General features: G+C 63.7%; 22 protein-coding genes. 10 read left to right on the top strand and 12 right to left on the bottom strand.

The genetic code is table 11. The features are described 5' to 3' along the window. The first annotated feature begins 12 nt into the window (after window positions 1-12). From HUX88_RS28670 to HUX88_RS28680, 3 genes are read left to right on the top strand one after another with little or no spacing between them, the layout of a single operon-like run. Window positions 13-1245 (top strand): radical SAM/SPASM domain-containing protein, encoded by a 1233-nt coding sequence (locus HUX88_RS28670; RefSeq protein ID WP_176363965.1) that lies wholly within the window; start codon window positions 13-15, stop codon window positions 1243-1245. Then, window positions 1242-1745 carry a pyruvoyl-dependent arginine decarboxylase gene (locus HUX88_RS28675; RefSeq protein ID WP_117010276.1) on the top strand — a complete coding sequence of 168 codons (504 nt, stop codon included), beginning with the start codon at window positions 1242-1244 and terminating at the stop codon, window positions 1743-1745. Before HUX88_RS28670 ends, HUX88_RS28675 begins: the two co-directional genes overlap by 4 nt. Window positions 1746-1756: 11 nt before the next feature. Continuing rightward, window positions 1757-3016, top strand: a complete 1260-nt coding sequence (locus HUX88_RS28680; RefSeq protein ID WP_176363966.1) for a radical SAM protein — start codon at window positions 1757-1759, stop codon at window positions 3014-3016. 8 nt (window positions 3017-3024) lie between these two features. Here HUX88_RS28680 and rimO read toward each other — a convergent pair whose 3' ends face one another. Beyond that, window positions 3025-4416 carry a 30S ribosomal protein S12 methylthiotransferase RimO gene (gene rimO / locus HUX88_RS28685; RefSeq protein ID WP_176363967.1) on the bottom strand — a complete coding sequence of 464 codons (1392 nt, stop codon included), beginning with the start codon at window positions 4414-4416 and terminating at the stop codon, window positions 3025-3027. A gap of 140 nt (window positions 4417-4556) precedes the next feature. On the opposite strand from rimO, the gene HUX88_RS28690 reads away from it, so the two are divergent. Together HUX88_RS28690 and HUX88_RS28695 are read left to right on the top strand one after the other, a co-directional pair. After that, window positions 4557-5576 (top strand): LacI family DNA-binding transcriptional regulator, encoded by a 1020-nt coding sequence (locus tag HUX88_RS28690; protein ID WP_176363968.1) that lies wholly within the window; start codon window positions 4557-4559, stop codon window positions 5574-5576. An 81-nt stretch (window positions 5577-5657) separates the two neighbouring features. Continuing rightward, complete coding sequence (locus HUX88_RS28695) at window positions 5658-6683, top strand: hypothetical protein (protein ID WP_147330396.1); 1026 nt, start codon at window positions 5658-5660, stop codon at window positions 6681-6683. An 18-nt stretch (window positions 6684-6701) separates the two neighbouring features. On the opposite strand, the gene HUX88_RS28700 is transcribed toward HUX88_RS28695, so the two are convergent. The 7 genes from HUX88_RS28700 to phaC all read right to left on the bottom strand — a co-directional run bounded on the left by HUX88_RS28700 (window position 6702) and on the right by phaC (window position 15004). Continuing rightward, window positions 6702-7787 carry an ABC transporter ATP-binding protein gene (locus tag HUX88_RS28700; RefSeq protein WP_176363969.1) on the bottom strand — a complete coding sequence of 362 codons (1086 nt, stop codon included), beginning with the start codon at window positions 7785-7787 and terminating at the stop codon, window positions 6702-6704. A 2-nt stretch (window positions 7788-7789) separates the two neighbouring features. After that, window positions 7790-8710 carry a carbohydrate ABC transporter permease gene (locus tag HUX88_RS28705; RefSeq protein WP_117010270.1) on the bottom strand — a complete coding sequence of 307 codons (921 nt, stop codon included), beginning with the start codon at window positions 8708-8710 and terminating at the stop codon, window positions 7790-7792. 50 nt (window positions 8711-8760) lie between these two features. Continuing rightward, the gene (locus HUX88_RS28710; RefSeq protein ID WP_117010269.1) at window positions 8761-9645 is read right to left on the bottom strand and encodes a carbohydrate ABC transporter permease; all 885 of its coding nucleotides are present in this window, start codon (window positions 9643-9645) and stop codon (window positions 8761-8763) included. A 3-nt stretch (window positions 9646-9648) separates the two neighbouring features. Beyond that, a complete protein-coding gene (locus HUX88_RS28715; protein ID WP_176363970.1) occupies window positions 9649-10896 on the bottom strand; it encodes an ABC transporter substrate-binding protein in 1248 nt (415 codons plus the stop codon). Window positions 10897-10953: 57 nt separating this feature from the next. Continuing rightward, complete coding sequence (locus HUX88_RS28720; RefSeq protein ID WP_176363971.1) at window positions 10954-12330, bottom strand: GH1 family beta-glucosidase; 1377 nt, start codon at window positions 12328-12330, stop codon at window positions 10954-10956. A gap of 172 nt (window positions 12331-12502) precedes the next feature. Then, on the bottom strand, window positions 12503-13066 hold the full coding sequence (phaR, locus tag HUX88_RS28725) for a polyhydroxyalkanoate synthesis repressor PhaR (protein WP_117010266.1): 564 nt from the start codon (window positions 13064-13066) through the stop codon (window positions 12503-12505). 201 nt (window positions 13067-13267) lie between these two features. Beyond that, on the bottom strand, window positions 13268-15004 hold the full coding sequence (phaC, locus tag HUX88_RS28730) for a class I poly(R)-hydroxyalkanoic acid synthase (protein WP_117010265.1): 1737 nt from the start codon (window positions 15002-15004) through the stop codon (window positions 13268-13270). 45 nt (window positions 15005-15049) lie between these two features. Between phaC and HUX88_RS28735 the strand changes: the two genes are divergently transcribed. After that, window positions 15050-15262, top strand: coding sequence for a hypothetical protein (locus HUX88_RS28735; RefSeq protein WP_117010264.1), 213 nt, complete (start codon window positions 15050-15052; stop codon window positions 15260-15262). 17 nt (window positions 15263-15279) lie between these two features. Here the strand turns inward: HUX88_RS28735 and pgeF are convergent, their stop codons facing one another. Then, window positions 15280-16068 (bottom strand): peptidoglycan editing factor PgeF, encoded by a 789-nt coding sequence (pgeF, locus tag HUX88_RS28740; RefSeq protein ID WP_176363972.1) that lies wholly within the window; start codon window positions 16066-16068, stop codon window positions 15280-15282. After that, on the bottom strand, window positions 16068-17090 hold the full coding sequence (locus HUX88_RS28745) for an RluA family pseudouridine synthase (protein WP_175001237.1): 1023 nt from the start codon (window positions 17088-17090) through the stop codon (window positions 16068-16070). Before HUX88_RS28745 ends, pgeF begins: the two co-directional genes overlap by 1 nt. 89 nt (window positions 17091-17179) lie before the next feature. Here HUX88_RS28745 and HUX88_RS28750 point away from each other — a divergent pair, with 89 nt between their 5' ends. Then, window positions 17180-17980 (top strand): outer membrane protein assembly factor BamD, encoded by an 801-nt coding sequence (locus HUX88_RS28750; protein ID WP_008447853.1) that lies wholly within the window; start codon window positions 17180-17182, stop codon window positions 17978-17980. A 137-nt stretch (window positions 17981-18117) separates the two neighbouring features. Here the strand turns inward: HUX88_RS28750 and yaaA are convergent, their stop codons facing one another. Further along, a complete protein-coding gene (gene yaaA, locus HUX88_RS28755; RefSeq protein WP_176363973.1) occupies window positions 18118-18885 on the bottom strand; it encodes a peroxide stress protein YaaA in 768 nt (255 codons plus the stop codon). A 35-nt stretch (window positions 18886-18920) separates the two neighbouring features. On the opposite strand from yaaA, the gene HUX88_RS28760 reads away from it, so the two are divergent. The 3 genes from HUX88_RS28760 to HUX88_RS28770 all read left to right on the top strand — a co-directional run bounded on the left by HUX88_RS28760 (window position 18921) and on the right by HUX88_RS28770 (window position 21636). Next, a complete protein-coding gene (locus tag HUX88_RS28760; RefSeq protein WP_176363974.1) occupies window positions 18921-19370 on the top strand; it encodes a putative toxin-antitoxin system toxin component, PIN family in 450 nt (149 codons plus the stop codon). A gap of 69 nt (window positions 19371-19439) precedes the next feature. Continuing rightward, window positions 19440-20630, top strand: coding sequence for a pyridoxal phosphate-dependent aminotransferase (locus tag HUX88_RS28765; protein ID WP_176363975.1), 1191 nt, complete (start codon window positions 19440-19442; stop codon window positions 20628-20630). Between the two features lie 16 nt (window positions 20631-20646). After that, complete coding sequence (locus HUX88_RS28770) at window positions 20647-21636, top strand: HD-GYP domain-containing protein (RefSeq protein ID WP_176363976.1); 990 nt, start codon at window positions 20647-20649, stop codon at window positions 21634-21636. A gap of 6 nt (window positions 21637-21642) precedes the next feature. Here the strand turns inward: HUX88_RS28770 and HUX88_RS28775 are convergent, their stop codons facing one another. Beyond that, window positions 21643-22365: a tetratricopeptide repeat protein gene (locus HUX88_RS28775; RefSeq protein ID WP_176363977.1), complete on the bottom strand. Its 723-nt coding sequence runs from the start codon at window positions 22363-22365 to the stop codon at window positions 21643-21645. Between the last annotated feature and the right edge of the window lie 292 nt (window positions 22366-22657).

Here is a 22657-nt window from a genome sequence, read left to right on the forward strand (position 1 = left end):
AGCGAGGCGCGCATGGTCCCGGACGTCCGCATCCGTCAAGAAGACTTCGGATTCATCCTGGCTTTCGGCACGGGCGAAATCGGACTGTACCGCCATGCGGTCGCGGAAGCCCTGCTGCAGGGCGCGACGCGGGAGGCGCTGGAGCCATATCGCCTGCCGTCCATACCGGTCAGGGACGAGTTCCACCTGAGCGCGCCCCTCATCGTCTGGTTCGAGATTACCCGCGCCTGCAACCTGAGCTGCCGGCACTGCTATATCGAGGCCGGCAAGCCCAGGGACCACGAGTTGTCGACACCGGAGATCTTCGACGCCCTCGAACAGATGAAGGCGGCGGGCGTGTTCGCCCTGGTGCTGGTCGGGGGCGAACCGATGATGCATCCGGATTTCCTGGCCATCGTCAATCACGCCCACCAGCTGGGTTTCGTCATTTCGATCGCAACCAACGGCGGCTACATCACACAGGAGCTCATCGACCGCCTGCCGCGCAAGGAATGCGTGGTGAGCGTCAGCGTCGACGGCACGGCGAACCACAAGGAATTGCGGGTGCGCTCCACCTGGGACGAGGTGCGCGAACGCATACTGCTGCTGCGCAGGAATGGCATCCCGACCGCCATCATGTCGACCCAGACGGCGGGCAATGTGCACGAGCTGGAGGCGCTGCTGGACTTTGCGCGCGAGCACCAGTGCTTCTTCGGCTCGACACCCATGAGCCCCATCGGGCGCGGCAAGTTCTTCCCGCAGTACCAGCCGCAATCGAACATCGTTGAAGAATCCGCCCGCCTGTACATCGCCGACAAGCACCACGACCAGACGATGAACGACACCGTCGGGCTGTGCGTGGCCAAGTTCCTTGACGAGTGCCACAACATCGCGAAGGCGACCGGCCGCGAATTCTGCGGCGTGGCGATGGCCTACCTGATGAGCGACGGCGGGCTCTACCCCTGCTCGATCTGCGCGTCGAACGAGAAGTTCCGCGCCGGCAGCCTGCGCGAGCAATCGTTCCAGACGCTGTGGCGCGATTCGTTCAAGGACATCCGCCAGTTCACCTACGACAAATTCAAGGAATGTCCGAACTGCGAGCTGTCGCGCGATCCCTACTACTGCACGTCGCGCTGTGCCGTGATGGCCGAACGCTATACCGGTGATCCGCTGGGTTGCGGCTCCACCTCCTTCGTCAAGGCCAGCCTCAAGCGACGCACCGAATTGCTGCAAAGCGAGTTTCCCGGCATACCGGGTGGCGCATGAACGGCAGCGGCGCGCGGCGGATCATCCCCGTCATCACCGGCATCGGCCACGGGCAGACCGAACTGTCCGCGTACGACGACGCGCTCTGGAGAACGGGCATCGGCAATTTCAACGTGATAGCGCTCTCCAGCGTGATCCCGCCGGGATGGGAGCCGGCGCTACAGCAAGAGCCGGACGTGCGCCAGGTGTGGGGCAACCGCCTCTACGTGGTGCAGGCGGCCGCGTCCTCCGGCGGGCATCGGGAAACCGGCCTGGCGGCGGGCATCGGCTGGGCCATCTTCGACCATGGCGGCGGCGTATTCGTCGAGCACCACGGGGAAGCAGCCGATGCCGCCAGCGCGTTGCGGGCGGTCGAGCACGACATCGAACTGTCGATCGCCGACTTGTGCGAGCGCCGGGGCGCCGCGCCGGCCAGGCAGGGCAAGGCGACCATCGCGGCCACGGCCAGCCGGCCTTGCTGCGTGCTGGCCGTCGCCGTTTTCCAGCAAGAAGACTGGTGAAAGGAAGAGCCATGCCCAACGCGCCCTGCCGCAATCAGCCGATCGCCTACGACGACCATGGCAACATCCCGCTCGATGTTCCTTTCCGCAAGCTGCGGCCGCAGGACATCAGCCTCTATCTGCAACTCGACACCACGGTGGGCCGCAAGACCTGCCGCCAGGCGTGCGCGCACTGTTTTTATATCAATCAGCCGGCGGCCGCCAACCGCTCCATCGACCTGGCCGAAGGCCGCGACATCATGGACGGCCTGGCGGCGCAGGGCTACCGCGTCTTTCCCATGATCTCCGACAGCTTTGGCAGGGACGGCACATTCCTGCGCCTGTTCGGCGACTCGCACAACCGGGACTTCCACCAGGAAGCCAGTCGCAGGGCCACCAAGACCATGCAACGCGGCGACATGTGGACCAGCGGCGCGCCGCTGCTCGATGACCAGTGGCAGGAGTATTTGTGGACCGGCATCGAGAACGGCTTCGGCAACGTCACCATCACGTTTCACGGCGTCCTGGACCACGATCTGGAGTTGCTGCCGCCGGAAGACTATCCGATCAAGGGTGTGTTCGCCGGCCGCGACTGCGAGCGCGTCATCGCACGCATCCATGCGTTCAACGACGCGCTACAGGACGGCGCCGCCTGCCGCGCGGAGCGCATCCCGGCGCATCTGCTGGCACCGCTTGATATCAATATCGGAGTCACGGTCGGCAAGCACAACCACAGCCGGGAGCATCTGCTGCGTTACACAGCCTACTTTGCCCGGCTGGGCATTTCAGTGCTGCGGTTTAACGCCTTCCACGATCACGGCGGGCGGCTGCCGCAGCTGCCGTTGACAGCAGCCGAACGCGCGCAATGGTATAGAGACCTGAAATGGGTGCATGAAAACGTCCCGCTGGATTTTCAGCTCGGCGTCGACGAGGATTTCGGCAGCAGCGGCGTTGACGCCATGGGTTTCCCGCCGCATGTGGGGTGGTGCCGCGCCGGCCAGCAGCTGTTCGCCATCGTCCCGGATCCGCCGACAACCGTCGCGTCCGGAGACTCCGGCCGCACCGAACACATCGGATCGATAGCCGCCTGCGTCGATGCCTTCCACCCCATCGTCGGCAAATTGATACGGCATACGCCCGCCGCCGGCGGCAGGCCGGGCTACACGCTTGAATTCTTCCACGACGTGATCGAGAAGCTGCAACGCAAGCGCCTGGACGGCAGCTACCGCGACGGCTGCTTCGCGCCGGAGATGTTATCCAGCAAAGCTGTATTCATCACCTCCGCGCGCTAGCCAGGCGCTTACTGCGCCTCGCCCCACAGGTCGTGGGCGTCGGACGTGGTGATCTTCACGTCGACGAACTGGCCGACGGCCAGCTTCTTGTGCGGCTCGTACGGCGGCTTGACGTACACCACGCCGTCGATTTCCGGCGCGTCGGCGCTGGAGCGGCCCACGCCGCCGCTGCGGTTGACTTCATCGATCAGCACGCGCACGGTCTTGCCGACCTTGGCCTTCAGGCGCGCTTTCGAAATCTCTTCCTGCAGCAGCATCACGCGGCCGCGGCGCTCTTCGCGCACTTCTTCCGGCACCGGATTGGCCAGTTCGTTGGCGGTCGCGCCTTCCACCGGGGAGTAGACGAAGCAACCCAGGCGGTCGATCTGCGCTTCCTTCAGGAAGTCCAGCAGGTATTCGAATTCGGCCTCGGTCTCGCCAGGGAAGCCGGCGATGAAGGTCGAACGGATGGTCAGGTCCGGATTCATCGCGCGCCAGGCCTGGATGCGGTCCAGGTTTTTCTCGCCGCTGGCCGGACGCTTCATGCGCTTCAGTACATCGGGATGCGCGTGCTGCATCGGGATGTCCAGGTAAGGCAGCACGTGCTCGCCCATCATCGGAATGACCTGGTCGACGTGCGGATACGGATAGACGTAGTGCATACGCACCCACGCGCCGTACGACTTGGCCAGCTCGCCCAGCGCTTCCATCAGCTGCGTCATGTGGGTCTTGACCGGACGGCCGTTCCAGAAGCCGGTGCGGAACTTGACGTCCACGCCATAGGCCGAGGTGTCCTGCGAAATCACCAGCAGTTCCTTGACGCCGGACTTGAACAGGTTCTCCGCTTCCAACAGCAGCTCGCCGATCGGGCGCGACACCAGATCGCCGCGCATCGACGGGATGATGCAGAACGAGCAGCGGTGGTTGCAGCCTTCGGAGATCTTCAGGTAGGCGTAGTGCTTCGGCGTGAGCTTGATGCCCTGCGCCGGGATCAGGTCGAGGAAAGGCTCGTGCGGCTTGGGCAGGTGCAGGTGGACCGAGTCCATCACCTCGGCCAGCGCGTGCGGGCCGGTCACGGCCAGCACCTTCGGGTGCACCTTCATGATGATGTCGTCGCCGGCGGCGTCTTTTTTCGCGCCCAGGCAACCGGTCACGATCACCTTGCCGTTTTCGGCCAGCGCTTCGCCGATGGCGTCCAGCGATTCCTGCACGGCGGCGTCGATGAAGCCGCAGGTGTTGACGATGACCAGATCGGCGCCGTCATAGGACTTGGCCGTCTCGTAGCCTTCGGCACGCAGTTGGGTCAGGATCTGTTCGGAGTCGACCAACGCCTTGGGGCAGCCGAGCGATACGAAGCCGACTTTAGGCGCGGGGGCGCCGGCTGCGGGCTTGGGGAGACGGGAGAGTGGTTGCGATTGCATGATAGGTTGCTTTATACGCCATGAAAATTACGAGCAATCGAGCATTATACCCCATTCGCCATAGGGAGATCATGCTAGGATAGAGGCTAACCCAGTGGCCCGCATCGGCGCTGCATCCATCACCCAGTTCAGGAGAATTCGTGGCAACGCTGAAAGACGTCGCAGTGCTCGCCGGTGTAGGCATGTCGACGGCATCGCGCGCCATTTCAGGCGCCGGGCCGGTATCGGCCGAGGCGATGAAAAAAGTCCAGGCCGCGATTGAACAGCTCAACTTCCGCCCCTCCTCCATCGGCCGCTCGCTGTCGGCCAAGTCGCTGGGCATGATCGGGATCTTCACGCCGTCGTTCTTCGGCGCCTACTACGGCACCATCCTCAAACAGACCGACTTCGAACTGCGCGCCATGCGCCGCCACGTGGTCGTGGCCACCGGCTGCGGCGACGGCACGCCGCGCGACGAGGCACTGGAAGCGGTCAAGTTCCTGATCGGCCGCGATTGCGACGGCATTGTGGTGCTGGGCCACGACCTGCACGACGAGGACCTGATCGCGCTGCAGAAGATGAATCCGAAAATAGCTTTCCTCAACCGCCGCAGCACGCAGGTGCCGGAGGCCTCGTTCTGCCCCGATCATTTTCACGGCGGCGAACTGGCGGCGCGCACCTTGCTGCAAGCGGGCCACCGCGAACTGGCGGTGATCTCCGGCCCGGCAGCCACGTCGGACAACACCGAGCGGCTGGACGGCTTCTTCGCCGAGCTGCGGCGCAACGGCATCGAGCGTTCAACGGTGCGCCTGATCGAATCGGACTTCTCGCGCGAGGGAGGCTTCGGCGCCACGCAGCAGTTGATCACCGAAGGCACCAAGTTCACGGGCCTGTTCTGCGCCAACGACGAGATGGCGGTCGGCGCCCTGTCCTGCTTCCACCGCGCCGGCGTCGACGTGCCGGGCCAGGTCTCCGTCATCGGCTATGACGACGACTACTCGGCCGAATACACATCGCCGGGACTGACCTCGGTCCACATCCCGATGGAACAGCTGACGCAGAACGCCGTGCGCTGGCTGCTCAACCTGTGCTACGGCACCCGGCACGAAATCGTCCGCGACTTTCCGGTCACCGTGACGATGCGCGGCTCCGTGGGCGCCCCCAGCCGCATCGCCGCGTGACAATTCGCTACATTTGCAAAAGAAACATGCAATAAAATAAACGTCTCAACCTATTGGAGTATTTTCTAAAAGGACGACGTGATGGCCAGCAGATGGATACTTGGAAAAATCAGCACTGCGGTCACGCCATCCATGCGTGCCATGGTCAGGGTCACGCCCCAGGCACAGATCGCCCAGAAAAAGAAAGACAGGTTGTGGCGCTGGTACGCTCACCAGGTACTGGATGCGTCGACTTACTGGTCGACGCGGTTTTGGGGAGTCAGAGACACCACATCGACAGCCGAACAAGCATATGCGCGCCACGGCAATCATCAGATCGCAGGCACCCATCGGGCCCACCATGTTTCTCGTTCCGACATCGGCAAGGCTGTAAACGACTACCTCACCAAAGTCACCTCGATAGAGACCCTGCTTGACCAGATCGGAACACTGTATCTGACAAGTTGGCAGGACGTCTGGGTTACCCCGCGCATCTTCTGGATTTGGGGGCAATGGTCCAATGCGATTGGCAAGACATTCCGGTTGGGAATGGCGCAGTTCCTTAACTTGCCGATGGCCGATCAGGAAATACTGGCCGAGCGGCTGATCGCGGTGTTGGAAAGGTCCGTAGCCAACATGCGCGTGGGCCATTCAGCCACCGACAGGCAGCTGGGACACGCCCTGGCGCCGAGGGTACATCGCGGTCAGTACGACATGCTGGCGCGCCTGATCGCGGCGATTAACAAGGAAAACCTGAACGTGCCGCGATTGACCTTCGAGACCACGGTAGTGGAGGCCGTCTGGAACGCACACTTTGCGCGACACCCGCGACATGCCACCGGCAAAAACGTCTTCGTCGTTGACCAGGTATTTCTTGGCCCCACCCAAAACGGGATCTACCTATCGGAGGATGTTCCTTCCGCGAATAACCTCTTCCACGTAATCACCCTTCCCCGACGCTATCCGCTCAAAATCGGCACGAACGACTACGGCTACGTCATCCGCGGATCGCGGGCAATCCTGCATCTTGCGGCGGCGATCTTCATATTGAGCGGTTTCATTCAGCTCGGAATGGGAGTGACGAATATGGCCTGGCCAAAAGAGTTCGAAAAGGATGACACCGAGTGAGTTCGTCCTGCGCCGCCGTCAAAGCCGCTGTTCGCTGGCCCCGTCGAACAGCGACACGCGCTGGGTGCGGATCGAGAAGCTGAGTTCCTGCTCGGTCTCGATCTGCTGCTGGTCCTGCACGATGCCCGCGACCTGGGTGCCGTGGAAGTCCAGCCACAACACGCGATGCGCGCCCATGGCCTCGACCAGCGACACCGACGCGCATACCGCGCTGTCGGCGCCATCGCAATTGCCGATGTCGATGTCCTCGGGCCGCACGCCCAGCACGCATTCATGCTTGCCGGCCGGCGGCTGCTTGAACGGGTAGTCCGTCACATCGAGCGACAGGTGCTCGTTGCGGAACATCGTGCGCGCGCCCTCTTGCTCCAGCCGGCCCTTGAACAGGTTCATGCCCGGCGAACCGAGGAAGGTGGCGACGAACAGGTTGGCCGGCTCGTTGTAGATGTTGGCCGGCGTGTCGAACTGCTGCACCACGCCGCCCTTCATCACGGCCATGCGCTGCGCCAGCGTCATCGCCTCCACCTGGTCGTGGGTCACGTAGATCATAGTGGCGCCGAGCTGCTTGTGCAGCTGTTTCAGTTCGCGCCGCAGCTCGGTGCGCAGCTTGGCATCCAGGTTGGAGAGCGGCTCGTCGAACAGCATCACATCCGCCTCGCGCACGATGGCGCGGCCGATCGCCACGCGCTGGCGCTGGCCGCCGGACAGGTTGGCCGGTTTGCGCTTCAACAGCGGCCCCAGTTGCAGCATGTCCGACGCGCGGGTGACGCGGCGGGCGATTTCCGCCTTCGGCGTGCCGTTGATGCGCAGGCCGAAGGACATGTTGGCCTCCACGTTCATGGTCGGATACAGCGCGTACGACTGGAACACCAGCGCGATGCCGCGGTCCTTGGGGTCGGCCCAGGTCATGTCCTTGCCGCCGATTTCGATCTGGCCGGAGGTGGTGTCGATCAGGCCCGCGATGGAGTGCAGCAGCGTGGACTTGCCGCAGCCCGATGGGCCGAGCAGCACCACGAACTCGCCGGCTTTCACGTCCAGGTTCAGCGACTCGATCACCTTGTTGCCGCCCAGCTGAATCTGCAAATTACGAATAGCTACGTTAGACATGTTTAACCCTTCACAGCGCCGGAGGCGATGCCGCGCACGAACCAGCGGCCGGAAATGAAATAGAGAGCCAGCGGCACCAGCGACGTCAGGATGGTCGCGGCCATGTTGACGTTGTACAGGCGCTCGCCGGTGGTGGTGTTGATGATGTTGTTCAGCTGGACCGTCATCGGCAGATGCTCGGAGCCGGCGAACACCAGGCCAAGCAGGAAGTCGTTCCAGATGCCGGTGACCTGCATGATGACCGCGACCACGATCACCGGCGTCGACATCGGCAGCATCAGCTGCAGGAAGATGCGCCAGAATCCGCCGCCGTCGATGCGGGCGGCCTTGAACAGCTCCATCGGCAGCGCCGCGTAGTAGTTGCGGAACAGGAGCGTCATCACCGGCATGCCGAAGATGGTGTGGATCAGCACAATGCCGGGCAAGGAACTGAAGAGGTTCACTGCGGCCAGCACGCGCACCAGCGGATACACCATCACCTGCACCGGAATGAAGGCGCCCATCATCAGGATGGCGAACAGCAGCCCCGCGCCGCGTGGGCGCCAGAACGACAGCGCATAGCCGTTCACGGCGCCGATGGCGATCGACAGCACGGTGCTCGGCACCACGATGGCCACCGAGTTCCAGAAGCCGCCGCGTATGCCGTCGCATTCCAGGCCGGTGCAGGCGGATTGCCACGCTTGCAGCCATGGCTCCAGCGTCGCGTGCACCGGCAACGCGAACAGCGTGCCGAGGCGGATCTCTTCCATCGGCTTGACCGACGTCACCAGCATCACGTACAGCGGCAGCAGGAAGAACAGCGCCGCCACGATCAGGAAGCCATACACGCCGATGCGCGCCGGCGTCCATGCCAGCTTGCGGCGCGGCCTGATGGCCGGCTGCGCGGCGATGGTGCTGTCGTTGGCGGCGCCGCCCGGCGCCATGCCTGTTGCCTTGTCCATTACTACCTTTTCGATTTTAACGGCCTGTCCCATCACGCCCCCCTGGCTGCGCGGCGGTTGCGCACATAGTACAGCGGCGCGACGATGGCCAGCACGGTGGCCAGCAGCACGATCGAGGCGGCGGACGCGAGGCCGATATTGGCGCGGCCGAACAGGTAGTCCATGATGAACTTGGCCGGCACCTCGCTGGCCGTGCCGGGGCCGCCCTGCGTCATCGCGACGACGGCGTCGAACACCTTCACCACCATCACGAACAGCAGCACGAAGGCGGTCGACACCGAAGGGCCGAGCATCGGCAGCACGATGCTGACGTAGACGCGCCAGCGCGGGATGCCGTCGATGCGGGCGGCCTTCCACAATTCCTCGTCCACGCCGCGCAGGCCGGACAGCATCAGCGCCATCACCAGCCCCGAGGCCTGCCACACGGTGGCGATGACGATGGTGTAGATCGCCATGTCCTGGTCGACGATCCAGTCGAAGGTGGCGCCGGCGAAGCCCAGCTTGTGCAGCACTTCCTGGATGCCCAGCTCGGGATTGAGTATCCACTGCCAGATCAAGCCCGTCGCCACGAACGACATCGCATACGGATACAGGAAGATGGTGCGCAGCGCGCCTTCGGCCATCACCTTCTGGTCGATGAAGACGGCCAGTAGGAAGCCGATGATCAAACACGCGGCGATGAACAGCACGCCATACACGGCCACGTTTTGCAGCGACAGCAGCCAGCGCTCGTTGTTGAACAGGCGGATGTACTGCGATGCGCCGACAAAATCGCTGGCCGGGAAGGTGCGCGAGCTGCTGACCGACACGCGGGCCGTCCACAGCATCGTGCCCAGATAGGCCAGCAGCACCGTCAACGCCATCGGGATCATGGCGACGTAGGCGGCGAAGGATACGCTTTGACGCTTCTTGGCCATGGCTTATTGATCCTTCAGCGCGCGGGCGAAGGCCTTCTGCGCGTCTTCCGGCGATTGGTTCTTGTTCCAGTAGCTGGTCAGCACGTCCTGCAGCGCGCCGGTGGTGTCGGGCGTCGCCAGCATTTCGGAGTTTGGCAGCTGGCGGCTCTTGTCCTTGATGATAGCCAGGCCCTGCTTCGCGCAGATGTCCAGCGTGGATTCATCGACATCGCCCCGGATCGGGATCGCGCCCTTGCGCGAGTTGAAGGCCACCTGCGCGGCCGGCGAAGTGACCACCGTCGCCAACAGCTTCTGCGCCTTGACGGCGTTGGCGTCGGTGGTTTTCGGGAACACGAAGGCGTCGCCGGCGACGATGTACGGCGCCTTGGGGCCGAAGCCGGGGAAGCAGCCGAAGTCCTTGCCCGCCACCTGCTTGGCCGACGAGAACTCGCCCTTGGCCCAGTCGCCCATGATCTGCACGCCGGCCTTGCCGCTGACGACCATGGCCGTCGCGTCGTTCCAATTGCGGCCCGGCGAGCCGGCATCCACAAAGGCCTTCAGCTTCTTGAAATCGACCAGCACCTGCTTGAAGGCCGGCGACATCACGGCTTTCTGGTCGCGGTCGCGGTACACCTTCAGATACAGGTCGGCGCCGCCCACCATCGCGAAGATGGCGTCGAAGGTGATCTTCTCCTGCCATACCTGGCCGCCGAAAGCCAGCGGCACCAGGCCCGCAGCCTTCAGCTTGGCCAGCTGCGCCAGGAACTCGTCCCAGGTCTGCGGCTCGTTGGTGATGCCGGCTTTTTTATACGCGGCCTTGGAGTAGAAGAACCAGGCCGGCATGTGGATGTCCACCGGCGCGGCGTAGAAGTGGCCGTTGATCTTGATCGCGGCCAGTATCGACGGCGGCATGATCTGGTCCCATTTTCCGGCGGCGGCCACGTCGTCCACGTTGTTGAGCAAACCCTGCTCGACGAAATCGCGGAACTGCTTGGAGGTGTTGAACTGCGCCGCCGTCGGCGCATTGCCGCCGACGATGCGGTTGATGGTGGTGGCGCGCGACTGGTCGGCGCCGGCGATGGCGTTGTCGATCCAGAGTCCACCGGCCTTGTTGTAGGCGTCCGCGAACTGCTTGACGGCCTGGGATTCGCCGCCCGAGGTCCACCAGTGGATCACGGTCGCCTTCAGCGGTGCGGGCGCCTGCGCGCTGGCCGCGCCGCATGCCGCCAGCGTGAGCGCGACGGCGCTCGCCAGTTTTGTAGCCTTAATCATTCTGTCTCCAGTGGGCGTCGAGCGCCCATTTTATTCGGATGGCTGCCGGAAGTTCAATTATTTGCTGTTCCGCTCAGCCAGGAATTGCGTCACCAGTTTGGCGCTGCGTTTCAGCGTGCGCTTCTGGGTCGCGTAGTCCACGTGGATGATACCGAAGCGGCGCTCGTAGCCGAAAGCCCATTCGAAATTGTCCATCAGCGACCAGATGAAATAGCCGCGCACATCGACGCCCTCCTTCACCGCTTGATCCACCGCAGCCAGGTGCCGGTTCAGGAACGAGATCCGGCTTCTGTCATCGACCTCGCCGTCGACCACCTGGTCGTCGGACGCGGTGCCGTTTTCGGTGATGTAAATCGGCGGCAGGTTCGGATAGTCGCGATGGAAGCCGACCAGCAAATGGCGCAGGCCCTCGGGATAGACTTCCCATCCCATCTGCGTGCGCTCCACGCCTTCCAGCTCGACTTCGACATATCCATGCTTGCCGTCGCTGACGACGTTGGTGCGGAAGTAGTAATTGATGCCGAGGAAATCGAGCTTGCCGCCGATGACCTCCATGTCGCCCGCGTGCACCGGCGGTTCGGCGCCGGGCCACAACTCCCACAGCGCGGACGGATAGGACTTCTTCAGCAGTGGATCGAGTATCCAGTTGTTGTGCTGGAGTTCGAACAGCCAGGCCGCGTGCTGGTCTGCGTCGGTCGCGCCGTTGCTGGTGCCGCGGCCGACGTTGGTGACGATGCCCACCTGCGCGGCCGGATCGTTGGCGCGCAGGCGTGCCGCCGCCAGGCCGTGGCCCAGCAGCAGGTGATGCATGGCGCGCGTGGCCAGCGCCACGTCGCACTTGCCCGGCGCGTGATGGCCGGTGCCGTAGCCGTGCATGGCCGAGCACCACGGCTCGTTCAGCGTGGCCCACGCATCGACCAGGCCAGCCAGCTCCTTGCTGATCATGTCGGCGTATTCGGCGAAGCGGTAGGCGGTGTCGCGGTTGGTCCAGCCGCCCTGGTCCTCCAGATGCTGCGGCAAATCCCAGTGGTACAGCGTGACGAAGGTCTTCAAGCCCTTGGCGCGCAGGGCCGTCAGCAGCTTGCGGTAGAAGGCGATGCCCGCGTGGTTGGGCGCGCCGTCCTCCGTCATCACGCGCGGCCAGGCGATCGACAGGCGGTAGGCGCCGACGTTCAGGCTGGCCAGCAGTTCGACATCCTCTTCCCAGCGGTGATAGTGGTCGCAGGCGACGGCGCCGGTGTCGCCTGCCAGCGTCTTGCCCGGCGTGGCCGAGAAGGTGTCCCAGATCGAGGGGATGCGGCCGTCTTCGGCGACGGCGCCTTCGATTTGATAGGCCGCCGTGGCGGCGCCCATCAGAAACTCCTTGTTCCAGAGGACCGAACCGGCCGGCGGGGAAAACGTCTCTTCCAGTGCAACGGATGCATAGCCTGCCACAACAACTCCTTCATCTGATCGTCAAGTGGAAGCGTTTCCACATCAGTTGTCGATAGTACTACCGAAGAAATTCAAGTGTCAAAGAAATTCTGGAGTTTTTGTAACTTGGCTACAAAAACGGCACAGCGACCGAGGTGGCTGTGCCGTTTTGATGACCGCGAACGGTGAAGGATTACTTCTTGTCGGTCGGCGGTACGCCGGGCACGAACGGGAAGGTGCCGAAGATGTTCTTGCTCTGGTTTTGCATCTGTTCCTGCATCTGCACGAACAGGCTCTTGCTCTGGTCGATGTAGTTGTTCATCATGCCCTGCATCATCGGGCCCTGGACGTTCATGAACTGGGTCCACATTTCAGGGCTGAAGGGCTTGCCTTCCAGGCCGCCGACCGCGCTGCCGGTGAACTTGCGCTGGATGTCGGTGAAGGCCTGCACGTTCTTTTCCAGGTACGAGCCCATCATGCCCTGCATGGCGTGGCCGTAGAAGCGGATGATCTGCGCCAGCACGTCGCTGGAGAACATCGGCGCGCCGCTGGCCTCTTCTTCCAGGATGATCTGCAGCAGGATGCTGCGGCTCAGGTCTTCGTTGGTCTTGGCGTCGACCACGGTGAATTCTTCGTTGTCCAGCACCAGCTGCTTGACGTCCGTCAGCGTGATGTAGGAACTGGTCTGCGTATCGTACAGACGGCGGTTCGGGTATTTTTTGATCAGACGGTCAGCATTTTTTTTCGCACTACTCATCACAAGTCCACTTATTGCGCCGCAGCGCGTACTCTAACAATTCGAAAAAAAAGCGAACTTCGGTCCGCTTTCCCACTAGCCTACTATTCCTATTATAGAGGGGAAAAAGCAGATCTTGCACAATCTGATATAACTTTTAGGTTTTATTGCAACGCAACCAATTTTACAGATCGACAATACCGTGCTTTTCCCCCGCCGACATCAATCGGCGCGCACCTTCACGTAGCGGCCGGGCGCCGGTTCGATGGCTTTGTAGCGGGCATTGCCCGGCTTGGCTTTCGGCTTGACATCCTTGCCGCCGTGCTCGGCCAGGAACTTGGCCCATTCCGGCCACCAGCTGCCGGGGTTCTCGGTGGCGCCGGCCATCCAAGCCTCGCCGTCCTGCGGCTTGGCGGCGGCGCGGCCCAGCGGCTTGTCGTTGGTCCAGTAGCTGCGCTTGTTCTTCACCGGCGAGTTGATCACGCCGGCGATGTGGCCGGACGCGCCCAGCACGAAGCGGTTGGCCTTGACCTTGCCCGGGTTGAGGATGTTCATCGAACCGAAGGCCGACATCCACGGCACGATATGATCCTCGCGCGAACCGTAGATGAAGGCCGGCGCATCGATGCTGCCCAGGTCGACCTTCTGCCCCGCCACCGTCAGCTTGCCGGTCTTGAGCTTGTTTTCCAGGTAGGTGTTGCGCAGGTACCAGCAGAACATCGGGCCCGGCAGGTTGGTGCTGTCCGAGTTCCAGTACAGCAGGTCGAACGGCGGCGGCTCGTTGCCCTTCAAATAGTTGGACTGCACGTAGTTCCACACCAGGTCGTTCGGACGCAGGCTGGAGAAGGTGCTGGCCAGGTCGCGGCCCGGCATCAGGCCGCCGGCCTTCAGTTGCTGCTCACGCATGGACACCTGGGCTTCGTCGACGAACACGTCGAGCACGCCGGTATCGCTGAAGTCGAGGAAGGTGGTCAGCAAGGTCAGGCTGGAGGCCGGCTTCTCGCCGCGCGCCGCCAGCACCGCCAGCGCGGTCGACACCAGCGTGCCGCCGACGCAGAAGCCCAGCATGTTCATCTGGTCCTGGCCGCTGATGTCCTGCACCACGTGGATCGCTTCGATCACGCCCTGGTCGACGTAGTCGTCCCAGGTGGTGCCGGCCAGCGACTGGTCGGGATTGCTCCACGAGATCAGGAACACGCTGTTGCCCTGCTCCACCGCGTAGCGCACCAGCGAGTTTTCCGGTTGCAGGTCAAGGATGTAGAACTTGTTGATGCAAGGCGGGACCATCAGCAGCGGGCGCTGGTGCACCGTCGGCGTGACCGGCTTGTACTGGATCAGCTGGAACAGCGGGTTCTCGTACACCACCGTGCCCTCGGTCGTGGCCAGGTTGCGGCCGACCTCGAACGCCGACTCGTCCGACAGCGAGATATGGCCCTTGTTCATGTCGGCCAGCATGTTGGCCAGGCCTTTGGTCAGGCTCTCGCCCTTGGTCTCGATCAGCTTTTGCTGCGCCTCGGGATTGGTGGCCAGGAAGTTGGCCGGCGACATGGCATCGATAATCTGTTGCACCGCAAAGCGGATTTTCTGCTTCTGCTGGGTCGAAGCGTCCACGGTATCGACCATGGCATTCAGGAATTTGGCGTTGAGCAGGTATGATGCCGCATTGAACGACGACATGGGATTGCCCTGCCAGGCGGACGAGGTGAAGCGGCGGTCGGCCACTTCCGGCGTTTTACCGGCCAAAAATTCCTGCCACAACACGCCAAAATCTTGCAGATACTGGTTTTTCAGCTGCTCCATGGCCTCCGGCTTCACCGAGGCGCCCACATCCTGCATCATGGCGGCCAACGGATTGGCGTCCGTCGTGGGCGCCACGTTGAACCAGGATTGCCACTGACCGGGGTCGCTCATCTGCGACATCCAGGCGTTGGCAATGGCTTGAGGATCTGGCAAATTCATGTTTGATTCCCTAAAAATAGTTAAATATCTTTACTTGGGCTGCTGATGCTGATTGTTGCTATTGCTTGGATTTACGTGGTCGGACTGATGGCCCTGACCGAGCCCACCGTCGTTGCGGGAATTGTAACGTTTTTGTTCTATTGCGTGCTGCCGCTGAGCACATTGATTTACATCGCCGGCAGCGGCAAGCGGAAAGCCCGCCGCCGCGCCGCCGAGCTGGCGGCGCACGAAGCCCGCCAGGCCGGACGCGAAGAGTAAGCCCGCGCCGCCTCGATTCATTTGATCCAAATCAGCGCCGCCTGCCGGCCGGTGACGCCGTCGCGCCGGAAGGAGTAAAAACGGCCGGAATTGGACACGGTGCAGAACTCGCCGCCATGCACCTGCTTCACGCCTGCCCGGTGCAGGCGGTAGCGCGCCAGCCCGTAGATATCGGCCAGATGCTTGCCCGGCTTGCCTTCCACGGGCGTGAACGCCGCCTCCACATGGCGCACACCGGAATCGTCCAGCGCGTCGCTCAGGAAGGTCTGGCGCACCTCCGGGCCGACCTCGAACTGATAGGGGCCGATCGCCGGTCCCATCCAGGCCATCAGCTCACCGGCGCCGGCCGCACGCATCGCGTCGATCGTGTTTTCCAGCACGCCGCCGGCCAGTCCACGCCAGCCCGCGTGCGCCGCCGCGACGACCTTGCCCTCGACATCGCAGAACAGCACCGGCAGGCAGTCGGCCGTCATCACCACGCACACCTTGCCCGGCATGGCGGAGAGGCTCGCGTCCGCCTCCGGCACCTCTTGCGGGCCGATCCTGGCCACATCCACCACCGTCGTGCCGTGCACCTGCGACAACCAGGCGGGGGCGCCCGGCAGCATGGCGCGCACGATCTCGCGGTTTTGCGCGACATTGTGCGGCTGGTCGCCGACGTGGGTGCCCAGGTTCAGGCCGCCCTGCCCCATGCCGTCGTCATACGGCGCGGGACTGACGCCGCCACGCCGCGTGGTCGACAGCGCGCCCACGTTCGCCGGCAGGCCGGGCCAGTGGGGGATCAACCATTGCGGCAGGCCGGACATCAGATGCCTTCCGGCACTTCGATGCCGGCCCGGGCCAGCAGCTCGGCGAAGTCGTCGGCCAGCGGCACGGTCCACTCGCATTGCTCGCCGGTGGCCGGATGGACCAGGCCCAGGCGGCGCGCTTGCAGCGCCTGGCGCGGGAAGTAATCCGCCAGGTGCTGCTTGCCGTAGGTGGTGTCGCCGACCAGCGGGAAGCCGATCGACATCATGTGCACGCGGATCTGGTGGGTGCGGCCGGTTTCCAGGCGGCACTGAACCAGCGTGACCGGACGGCCCTCGCCCAGCTTGCCGCCGCCCAGCACCTGGTAGTGGGTGATGGCCGGCTTGGAGCCCATGCCGGTCGAGACCGCCATCTTGATGCGGTCCTTGGGATGGCGGCCCATCGAGGAATCGATGGTGCCGCTGATGCGCGGCATGCCCCACACCACGGCGAAATACTCGCGCTTGACGGTGCGCGCGGCCAGCTGGCGCACCAGGTCGGTCTGGGCCGGCAGCGTCTTGCCGACCACCATCAGGCCGCTGGTGTCCTTGTCCAGGCGGTGGACGATGCCGGCGCGCGGCACGCCCGACAGCTGCGGGCAGTGGTGCAGCAGGCCGTTCAACAGCGTGCCGGACCAGTTGCCGGCGCCCGGATGGACCACCAGGCCGGCCGGTTTGTTGATGACCATCAAGTGCTCGTCTTCGTAAACGATGTTAAGTTCCATCGGTTCCGGTTTAAAAGCCTCGTCTTCCGGCGCCGGTTGGGGCAGAATGACGATCTTCTCGTCGCCGTAGACGGTGTCCTTGGTGGACTTGGCCGGCTTGCCGTCGACGGTGACGAAGCCGTCGGTGATCCACATTTGCAGGCGGCCGCGTGAAAATTGCGGGACCAGGTGGGAGATCACCTTGTCCAGGCGTTGGCCGCAGACTTCGGGGGTCAGTTCCAGATGGATCGGAGCCAGGCCGTCGTCCTCGCCAAAATCACCGTCCTGCTCGACCAGCAGGTCGGCGTCGGCATCGTGATCGGAGGAAGAATCGGCCAAATTCGGCTTTGGAGTTAATATCACAGCATTCCCATCGGCTATAATCAGCCTATTGTAAAACTTTGGTTAAACAGCTTCTTGCAAAACATATGCAAAAAAAATTGAAAGTAGTCGCAGCAACGTTGGTTCTGCTTAGTTTGTCCGCTTGCGGTTTGTTCTCGGAGAAAATCGACGAGACTAAAGGTTGGAGCGCTACGAAATTATACTCGGAGGCGAGCGAAGAGCTGGAAGGACAGCACTACGAACGCGCAATTCAGTTGTACGAGAAGCTGGAATCGAGCTATCCGTTCGGCACCTACGCCCAGCAGGCGCAGATGCAGATCGCCTACGCCTACTACAAATCGCAGGACCAGGCCCAGGCGCTGGCGGCCGTGGAGCGCTTCATCAAGCTGCACCCGAACCACGCCAACGTCGACTACATGTACTACCTGCGCGGCCTGATCAACTTCAACGACCAGATCGGTTTCCTGAACTTCATCTACGAGCAGGACGCCACCGAGCGCGACCCGAAAGCCACGCGCGAAGCCTACGCGGCCTTCAAGCAGCTGGTCGACAAGTTCCCGAACAGCAAGTATACGCCGGATTCGCTGGACCGCATGCGTTACCTGATCAACGCGATGGCGTCGTATGAAGTGCACGTGGCGCGCTACTACTACCGCCGTGGCGCCTACCTGGCAGCGGCCAATCGCGCGATGGGCATCATGAACGACTACCGCGACTCGCCGGCGATCGAGGAAGCGCTGTTCATCATGATCCGCAGCTACGACAAGCTGGGCATGACCGAACTGCGCGATGACACCATGCGCGTGTTCAAGCTGAACTACCCATCGAGCAAGTTCCTCGACGAAGGCAAGAAAGCCGAACGTCACTGGTGGAAACTCTGGAACTAAGCCAGCCCCAGCGAAAACCGGGACCCAGGTCCCGGTTTTTTTACGGCAATTTTGGGGTCAAGTCTGACATTCGGACACGGCCTCTGCCGTAGCGGGCCCTTACGGCAGAGGCCGTCTCAAATGTCAGGCGGCCAATTTTATTCGGTGCGGCGGCGGAAAATCCAGGTTTTGTCGGTCGAGTCTTGCTTGTCGTAGGCGTAGCCGTCGACGTTGAATTTCTTGAGCTTCTGCGGGTCGCTGATGCCTTTGACGGCGGCGTAGCGCGCCATCAGGCCGCGCGCGCGCTTGGCGTAGAACGAGATGATCTTGTATTTGCCGTTCTTCCAGTCTTCGAACTGCGGCGTGATCACCGGCACGTCCAGCAGCTTGGGCTTGACCGACTTGAAGTATTCCTCGGACGCCAGGTTGACCAGCGTTTCGGCGCCCTGCTCGGCTGCCGTCTTGTTCAGCGCCCGGGTGATGGTCTCGCCCCAGAAGGCGTACAGGTCCTTGCCGCGCGGGTTGCTCAGGCGGGTGCCCATCTCCAGCCGGTGCGGGTGGATCAGGTCCAACGGCCGCAGCATGCCGTACAGGCCGGACAAAATCCGCACCCGCGATTGCACATAGTCCAGCTGCCCCGGCTTGAGCGTGCGCGCATCCAAGCCGCCGTAGACGTCGCCGTTGAAGGCCATCACGGCCTGGCGGCCGTCGGCGGTGTCGCTGCTCCAGCTGGCGTAGCGGGCGACGTTGAGCGCCGAGAGGTTGTCGGACAGATCCATCAGCTCGCCGATCTGCACCGGCGAAAATTCGCGCAGGCGGTCGATCAGTTGGGCCGAGTGGTCGAGAAAATCAGGTTGGGAGTGCAACTTGGTGGTCGGAGGGGTCTCGAGATCGAGACTTTTTGCAGGCGAAAGCACTATCAGCATAAGATTCCAGATAAACATTTTTACGAACTAAGCACATGATACCTGTTCCAGAGAAACTCACACCGACCCGTGTCGTTATCGACACCAACGTCTGCCTCGACCTGTTCGTGTTCAAGGACCCGCGCTGGGCCGCCCTGCTGGCCGCGCTGGAAAACGGCACGGTCGAGGCGATCACCCGCTCGGACTGCCGCGACGAGTACAACATCGTGCTGCACTACAAGCACCTGCCGCTGGACGACGACTCGCGCCCGCTGGCCGCCGCCCGCTTCGACCAGCTGATCACTGTGGTGGCCCCGCCCGAGTCCGGCGTGCGCCTGCCGGTCTGCACCGACAAGGACGACCAGAAGTTCCTCGAAGTGGCGCGCGACGCCAACGCGGCCATCCTCATCACCAAGGACAAGGCGCTGCTGAAACTGGCCCGCCGCCTGGCCAAGGCCGGCATGTTCAAGGTGATGGTGCCCGAGGCGTGGAGCCCCGAAAGCTGAGGATTTTTTCGCCACACCAAACCCGGCGCGCTGAGCTAGAATAGGCTATCTGTCCACTACACAGCCGCCATGAATAGCCGTAACAACCTGCCGAGCAGCACGCCTTCCACACCGGTCCTGACCAGCCGCCTGCCGGCCGTCGGCACCACCGTGTTCACCCGCATGTCCACGCTGGCCGCGCACGCCAACGCGGTCAACCTGGGCCAGGGCTTCCCCGATTTCGCCTGCGAGCGCAGCCTGCTGCAAGCCGTCAACGACGCCATGCAGGCCGATTTCAACCAGTATCCGATGATGACCGGCGCGCCCGTGCTGCGCCAGGCTATCGTCGCCAAGATCGCCGCCATCTACGGCCACCAGTACGACGTCGACACCGACATCACCGTGACCGCCGGCGCCACCCAGGCGCTCACCACCGCCATCCTGTGCTGCGTGCATCCGGGCGACGAGGTGATCGTCATCGAACCGAGCTACGACAGCTACGTGCCGGCGATCACGCTGGCCGGCGGCGTGCCGGTGCTGGTGCAAATGAAGGCCGGCGCGCAAGGCTACACGGTGCCGTGGTCCGACGTGGCGGCGGCCGTCAACGGCAACACGCGCCTGATCGTCATCAACACCCCGCACAACCCGACCGGCAGCGTGCTGCGCGCGGCTGACCTGCAGGCGCTGGCCGACATCGTGCGCGGCACGGACGTGCTGATCCTATCGGACGAGGTCTACGAACACATGGTCTACGACGGCCAGCGCCACGAGTCCGTCTGCCGTCATCCCGAGCTGGCGGCGCGCGCCTTCGTTGTCTCCAGCTTCGGCAAGACCTACCACGTGACCGGCTGGAAGATCGGCTATGTCGCCGCGCCGGCCGCGCTGTCGGCGGAGTTCCGCAAGGTCCACCAGTACAACGTCTTCAGCGTCAACACGCCCATGCAGCACGGCATCGCCAGCTACATGGCCGATCCCAAGCCCTACCTGGAACTGCCCGCGTTCTACCAGCGCAAGCGCGACCTGTTCCGCGCGGGCCTGCAACACTCGCGCTTCGAACTGCTGCCGGCCGACGGCACCTATTTCCAGTGCGTGCGCTACGACAAAATTTCAACGCAAACGGAAGCGCAGTTTGCGGAGTGGCTGACCACCGAGATCAAGGTGGCGGCGATACCGGTATCGGCGTTTTACCAGCAGGGCAAGGAATCGGGCATCGTGCGGTTCTGCTTTGCCAAGAAGGATGAGACCCTGGCGCTCGCGTTGGAGCGACTGGGCAAAGTTTAATTCGGGGACGAGAATCATGGCCGATACCAACCAGGCGGACACGCCGCTCGTGGCGGGCGAGTTCGCGGAGCAGGAGCCGCCGCCATCGGTGCTGCATCTGCTCAACGAGTCGAACCGCAGGCTGGAGCGCCTGCTGCAAAACCTGCGCAACGAGCACAACGCCGAGAGCGAGCTGCGCGACATCGCGCGCGACGTGATCCACGCGGTGGACCTCAATCCCGACATCGCGCTGGCCTGCATCTTCCTGTGCCAGATCGCCGGCAGCTACGCGGTGCGCCATTGCATCGAGACGGCCGTGGTGGTGGTGGTGATCGCGCACAGCCTCGGCAAGACCCCGGCCGATACGCTGACCGTGACGGCCGCCGCCCTGACGATGAACGTCGGCATGCTGCGCCACAATAACGCTTTCCAGGACAAGCACACGCCGTTGACCAGCGAGGAAATGGCCATCGTGCGCCGCCACCCGGAGCAAAGCGTGGACATGCTCAAGGACGCCGGCATCCATGATGACGAGTGGATTTCCTGCGTGCTGCTGCACCACGAGAACGACGAGGGCAGCGGCTATCCGGCCGGTGTCGCCAGTCCCGAGGTGACGCAGAACGCCAAGCTGCTCAGCCTGGCGGACCGCTATTGCGCGCAGGTGTCGGCCCGCAATTACCGCCGTTCCCTCCTGCCCGACCAGGCCTTGCGCAACCTCATCGAGGACAAGGCGGCGCCGGTCGATTCCACGCTGGTGCAGTACTTCCAGCGCGAGCTGGGCGATTTCCCGCCGGGGACGCTGGTGCGTTTGCGGAGTGGGGAAATCGGCGTGGTGTGCCGCCGTCCGGGCGGCGCCGGCGGCTTGCAGATCCACTGCCTGCGCGATCCGGCTGGCGCGCTGCTGTCGCCGCCGCCGCTGCGCAGCAGCGCCGACCAGGACGGCGCGATCGCCGCCGCCTTGAGCGAGGATGAGGCGTCGACCCGCTTCAGCATGAAACAGATCTGGGGCCAGCAGGCCAGCCTGTAGGACGGCCTAGTGCGGCAGCGATTCGATCTTGCGGTCGATGAAGGCTTGCAGCTCGGGCGACAGGCCGTTCGATGCGCGCGCGCGCCGGTAGGCTTCGCGCGCTTCCGGCAGGTGCATGTCGGCTTGCAGCGAGATGCCCAGACCCATCCACCACACGCCGTTTTGCGGCGCCAGCGTCAACGCCGCGCGGTAATATTGCGCCGCTTCGGTGTGGCGCTGCTGGCGTTGCAGCACGCCGGCCAGGAAGGCCTGGTACTCGGCGCTGTTGCCGGCGTATGGCAAGGTCGTCATCAGCGTTTCCAGCGCCGGGCCGCCCCTCTCCAATTGCAGGCGCGCCAGCACCATCGCCAGGCCAGGCTGGCGCGGATCGATGCCCAGCGCCAGCCGCAGCTGGCGAATGGCGTCGTCGTTGCGCTTGTTCTCCAGCAGCAGGCTGATGTTGGTTTGACGCGCGGCTTCGTTGCGTGGATCGATTTCCAGGGCGCGGTCCAGGTCGGCCAATGCGGCGCTGACGCGGCCTTCCTGCAGGGCCACCAGCGCGCGGCGGTAGCTGTTCTCGGCCATCTGCTGCGGACTGATGTCGTGCGTGATCGTGCCCTCGCCGGCCGCGTTGCCGGCACCGGCCTGGCGGGACGGCTTGCGTTCGGCGCGCGCGGCCACGGCGGGCTTGCGGGGTGCCGCTTCGACAGAATCGGTTTCCGGCGTCGCCGAGGCGTCGGATGTCGCCACGCGACCAGCGGATGATCCGGGCCCGATGCCGGACTTCGCCAGCGCGGCAGCCGGGGCTTGCGCCCGCGACCGGTTCGGCGCGGACTCGCGCGCCGCCGGCACCGCATCGGCCGGAACCGGCGTCGGCGCTGGTGCTGATGCTGGTGCTGGTGCTGGTGCTGCCGTCTCCGGTGCGCTCGTCGGCGCTGCAGCCGCGCTGCCGGCACAGACGTCGGTACGGCCGCGACTGCAGGGCCTTGACCGGCGCCGCCGCTAACGCAGGCGCTTGCGGCTGCGCCGCGCGATAGCTTTG

Source organism: Duganella sp. BJB1802 (assembly GCF_013369445.1).
GTDB classification, from domain to species: domain Bacteria; phylum Pseudomonadota; class Gammaproteobacteria; order Burkholderiales; family Burkholderiaceae_D; genus Rugamonas; species Rugamonas vulcania_A.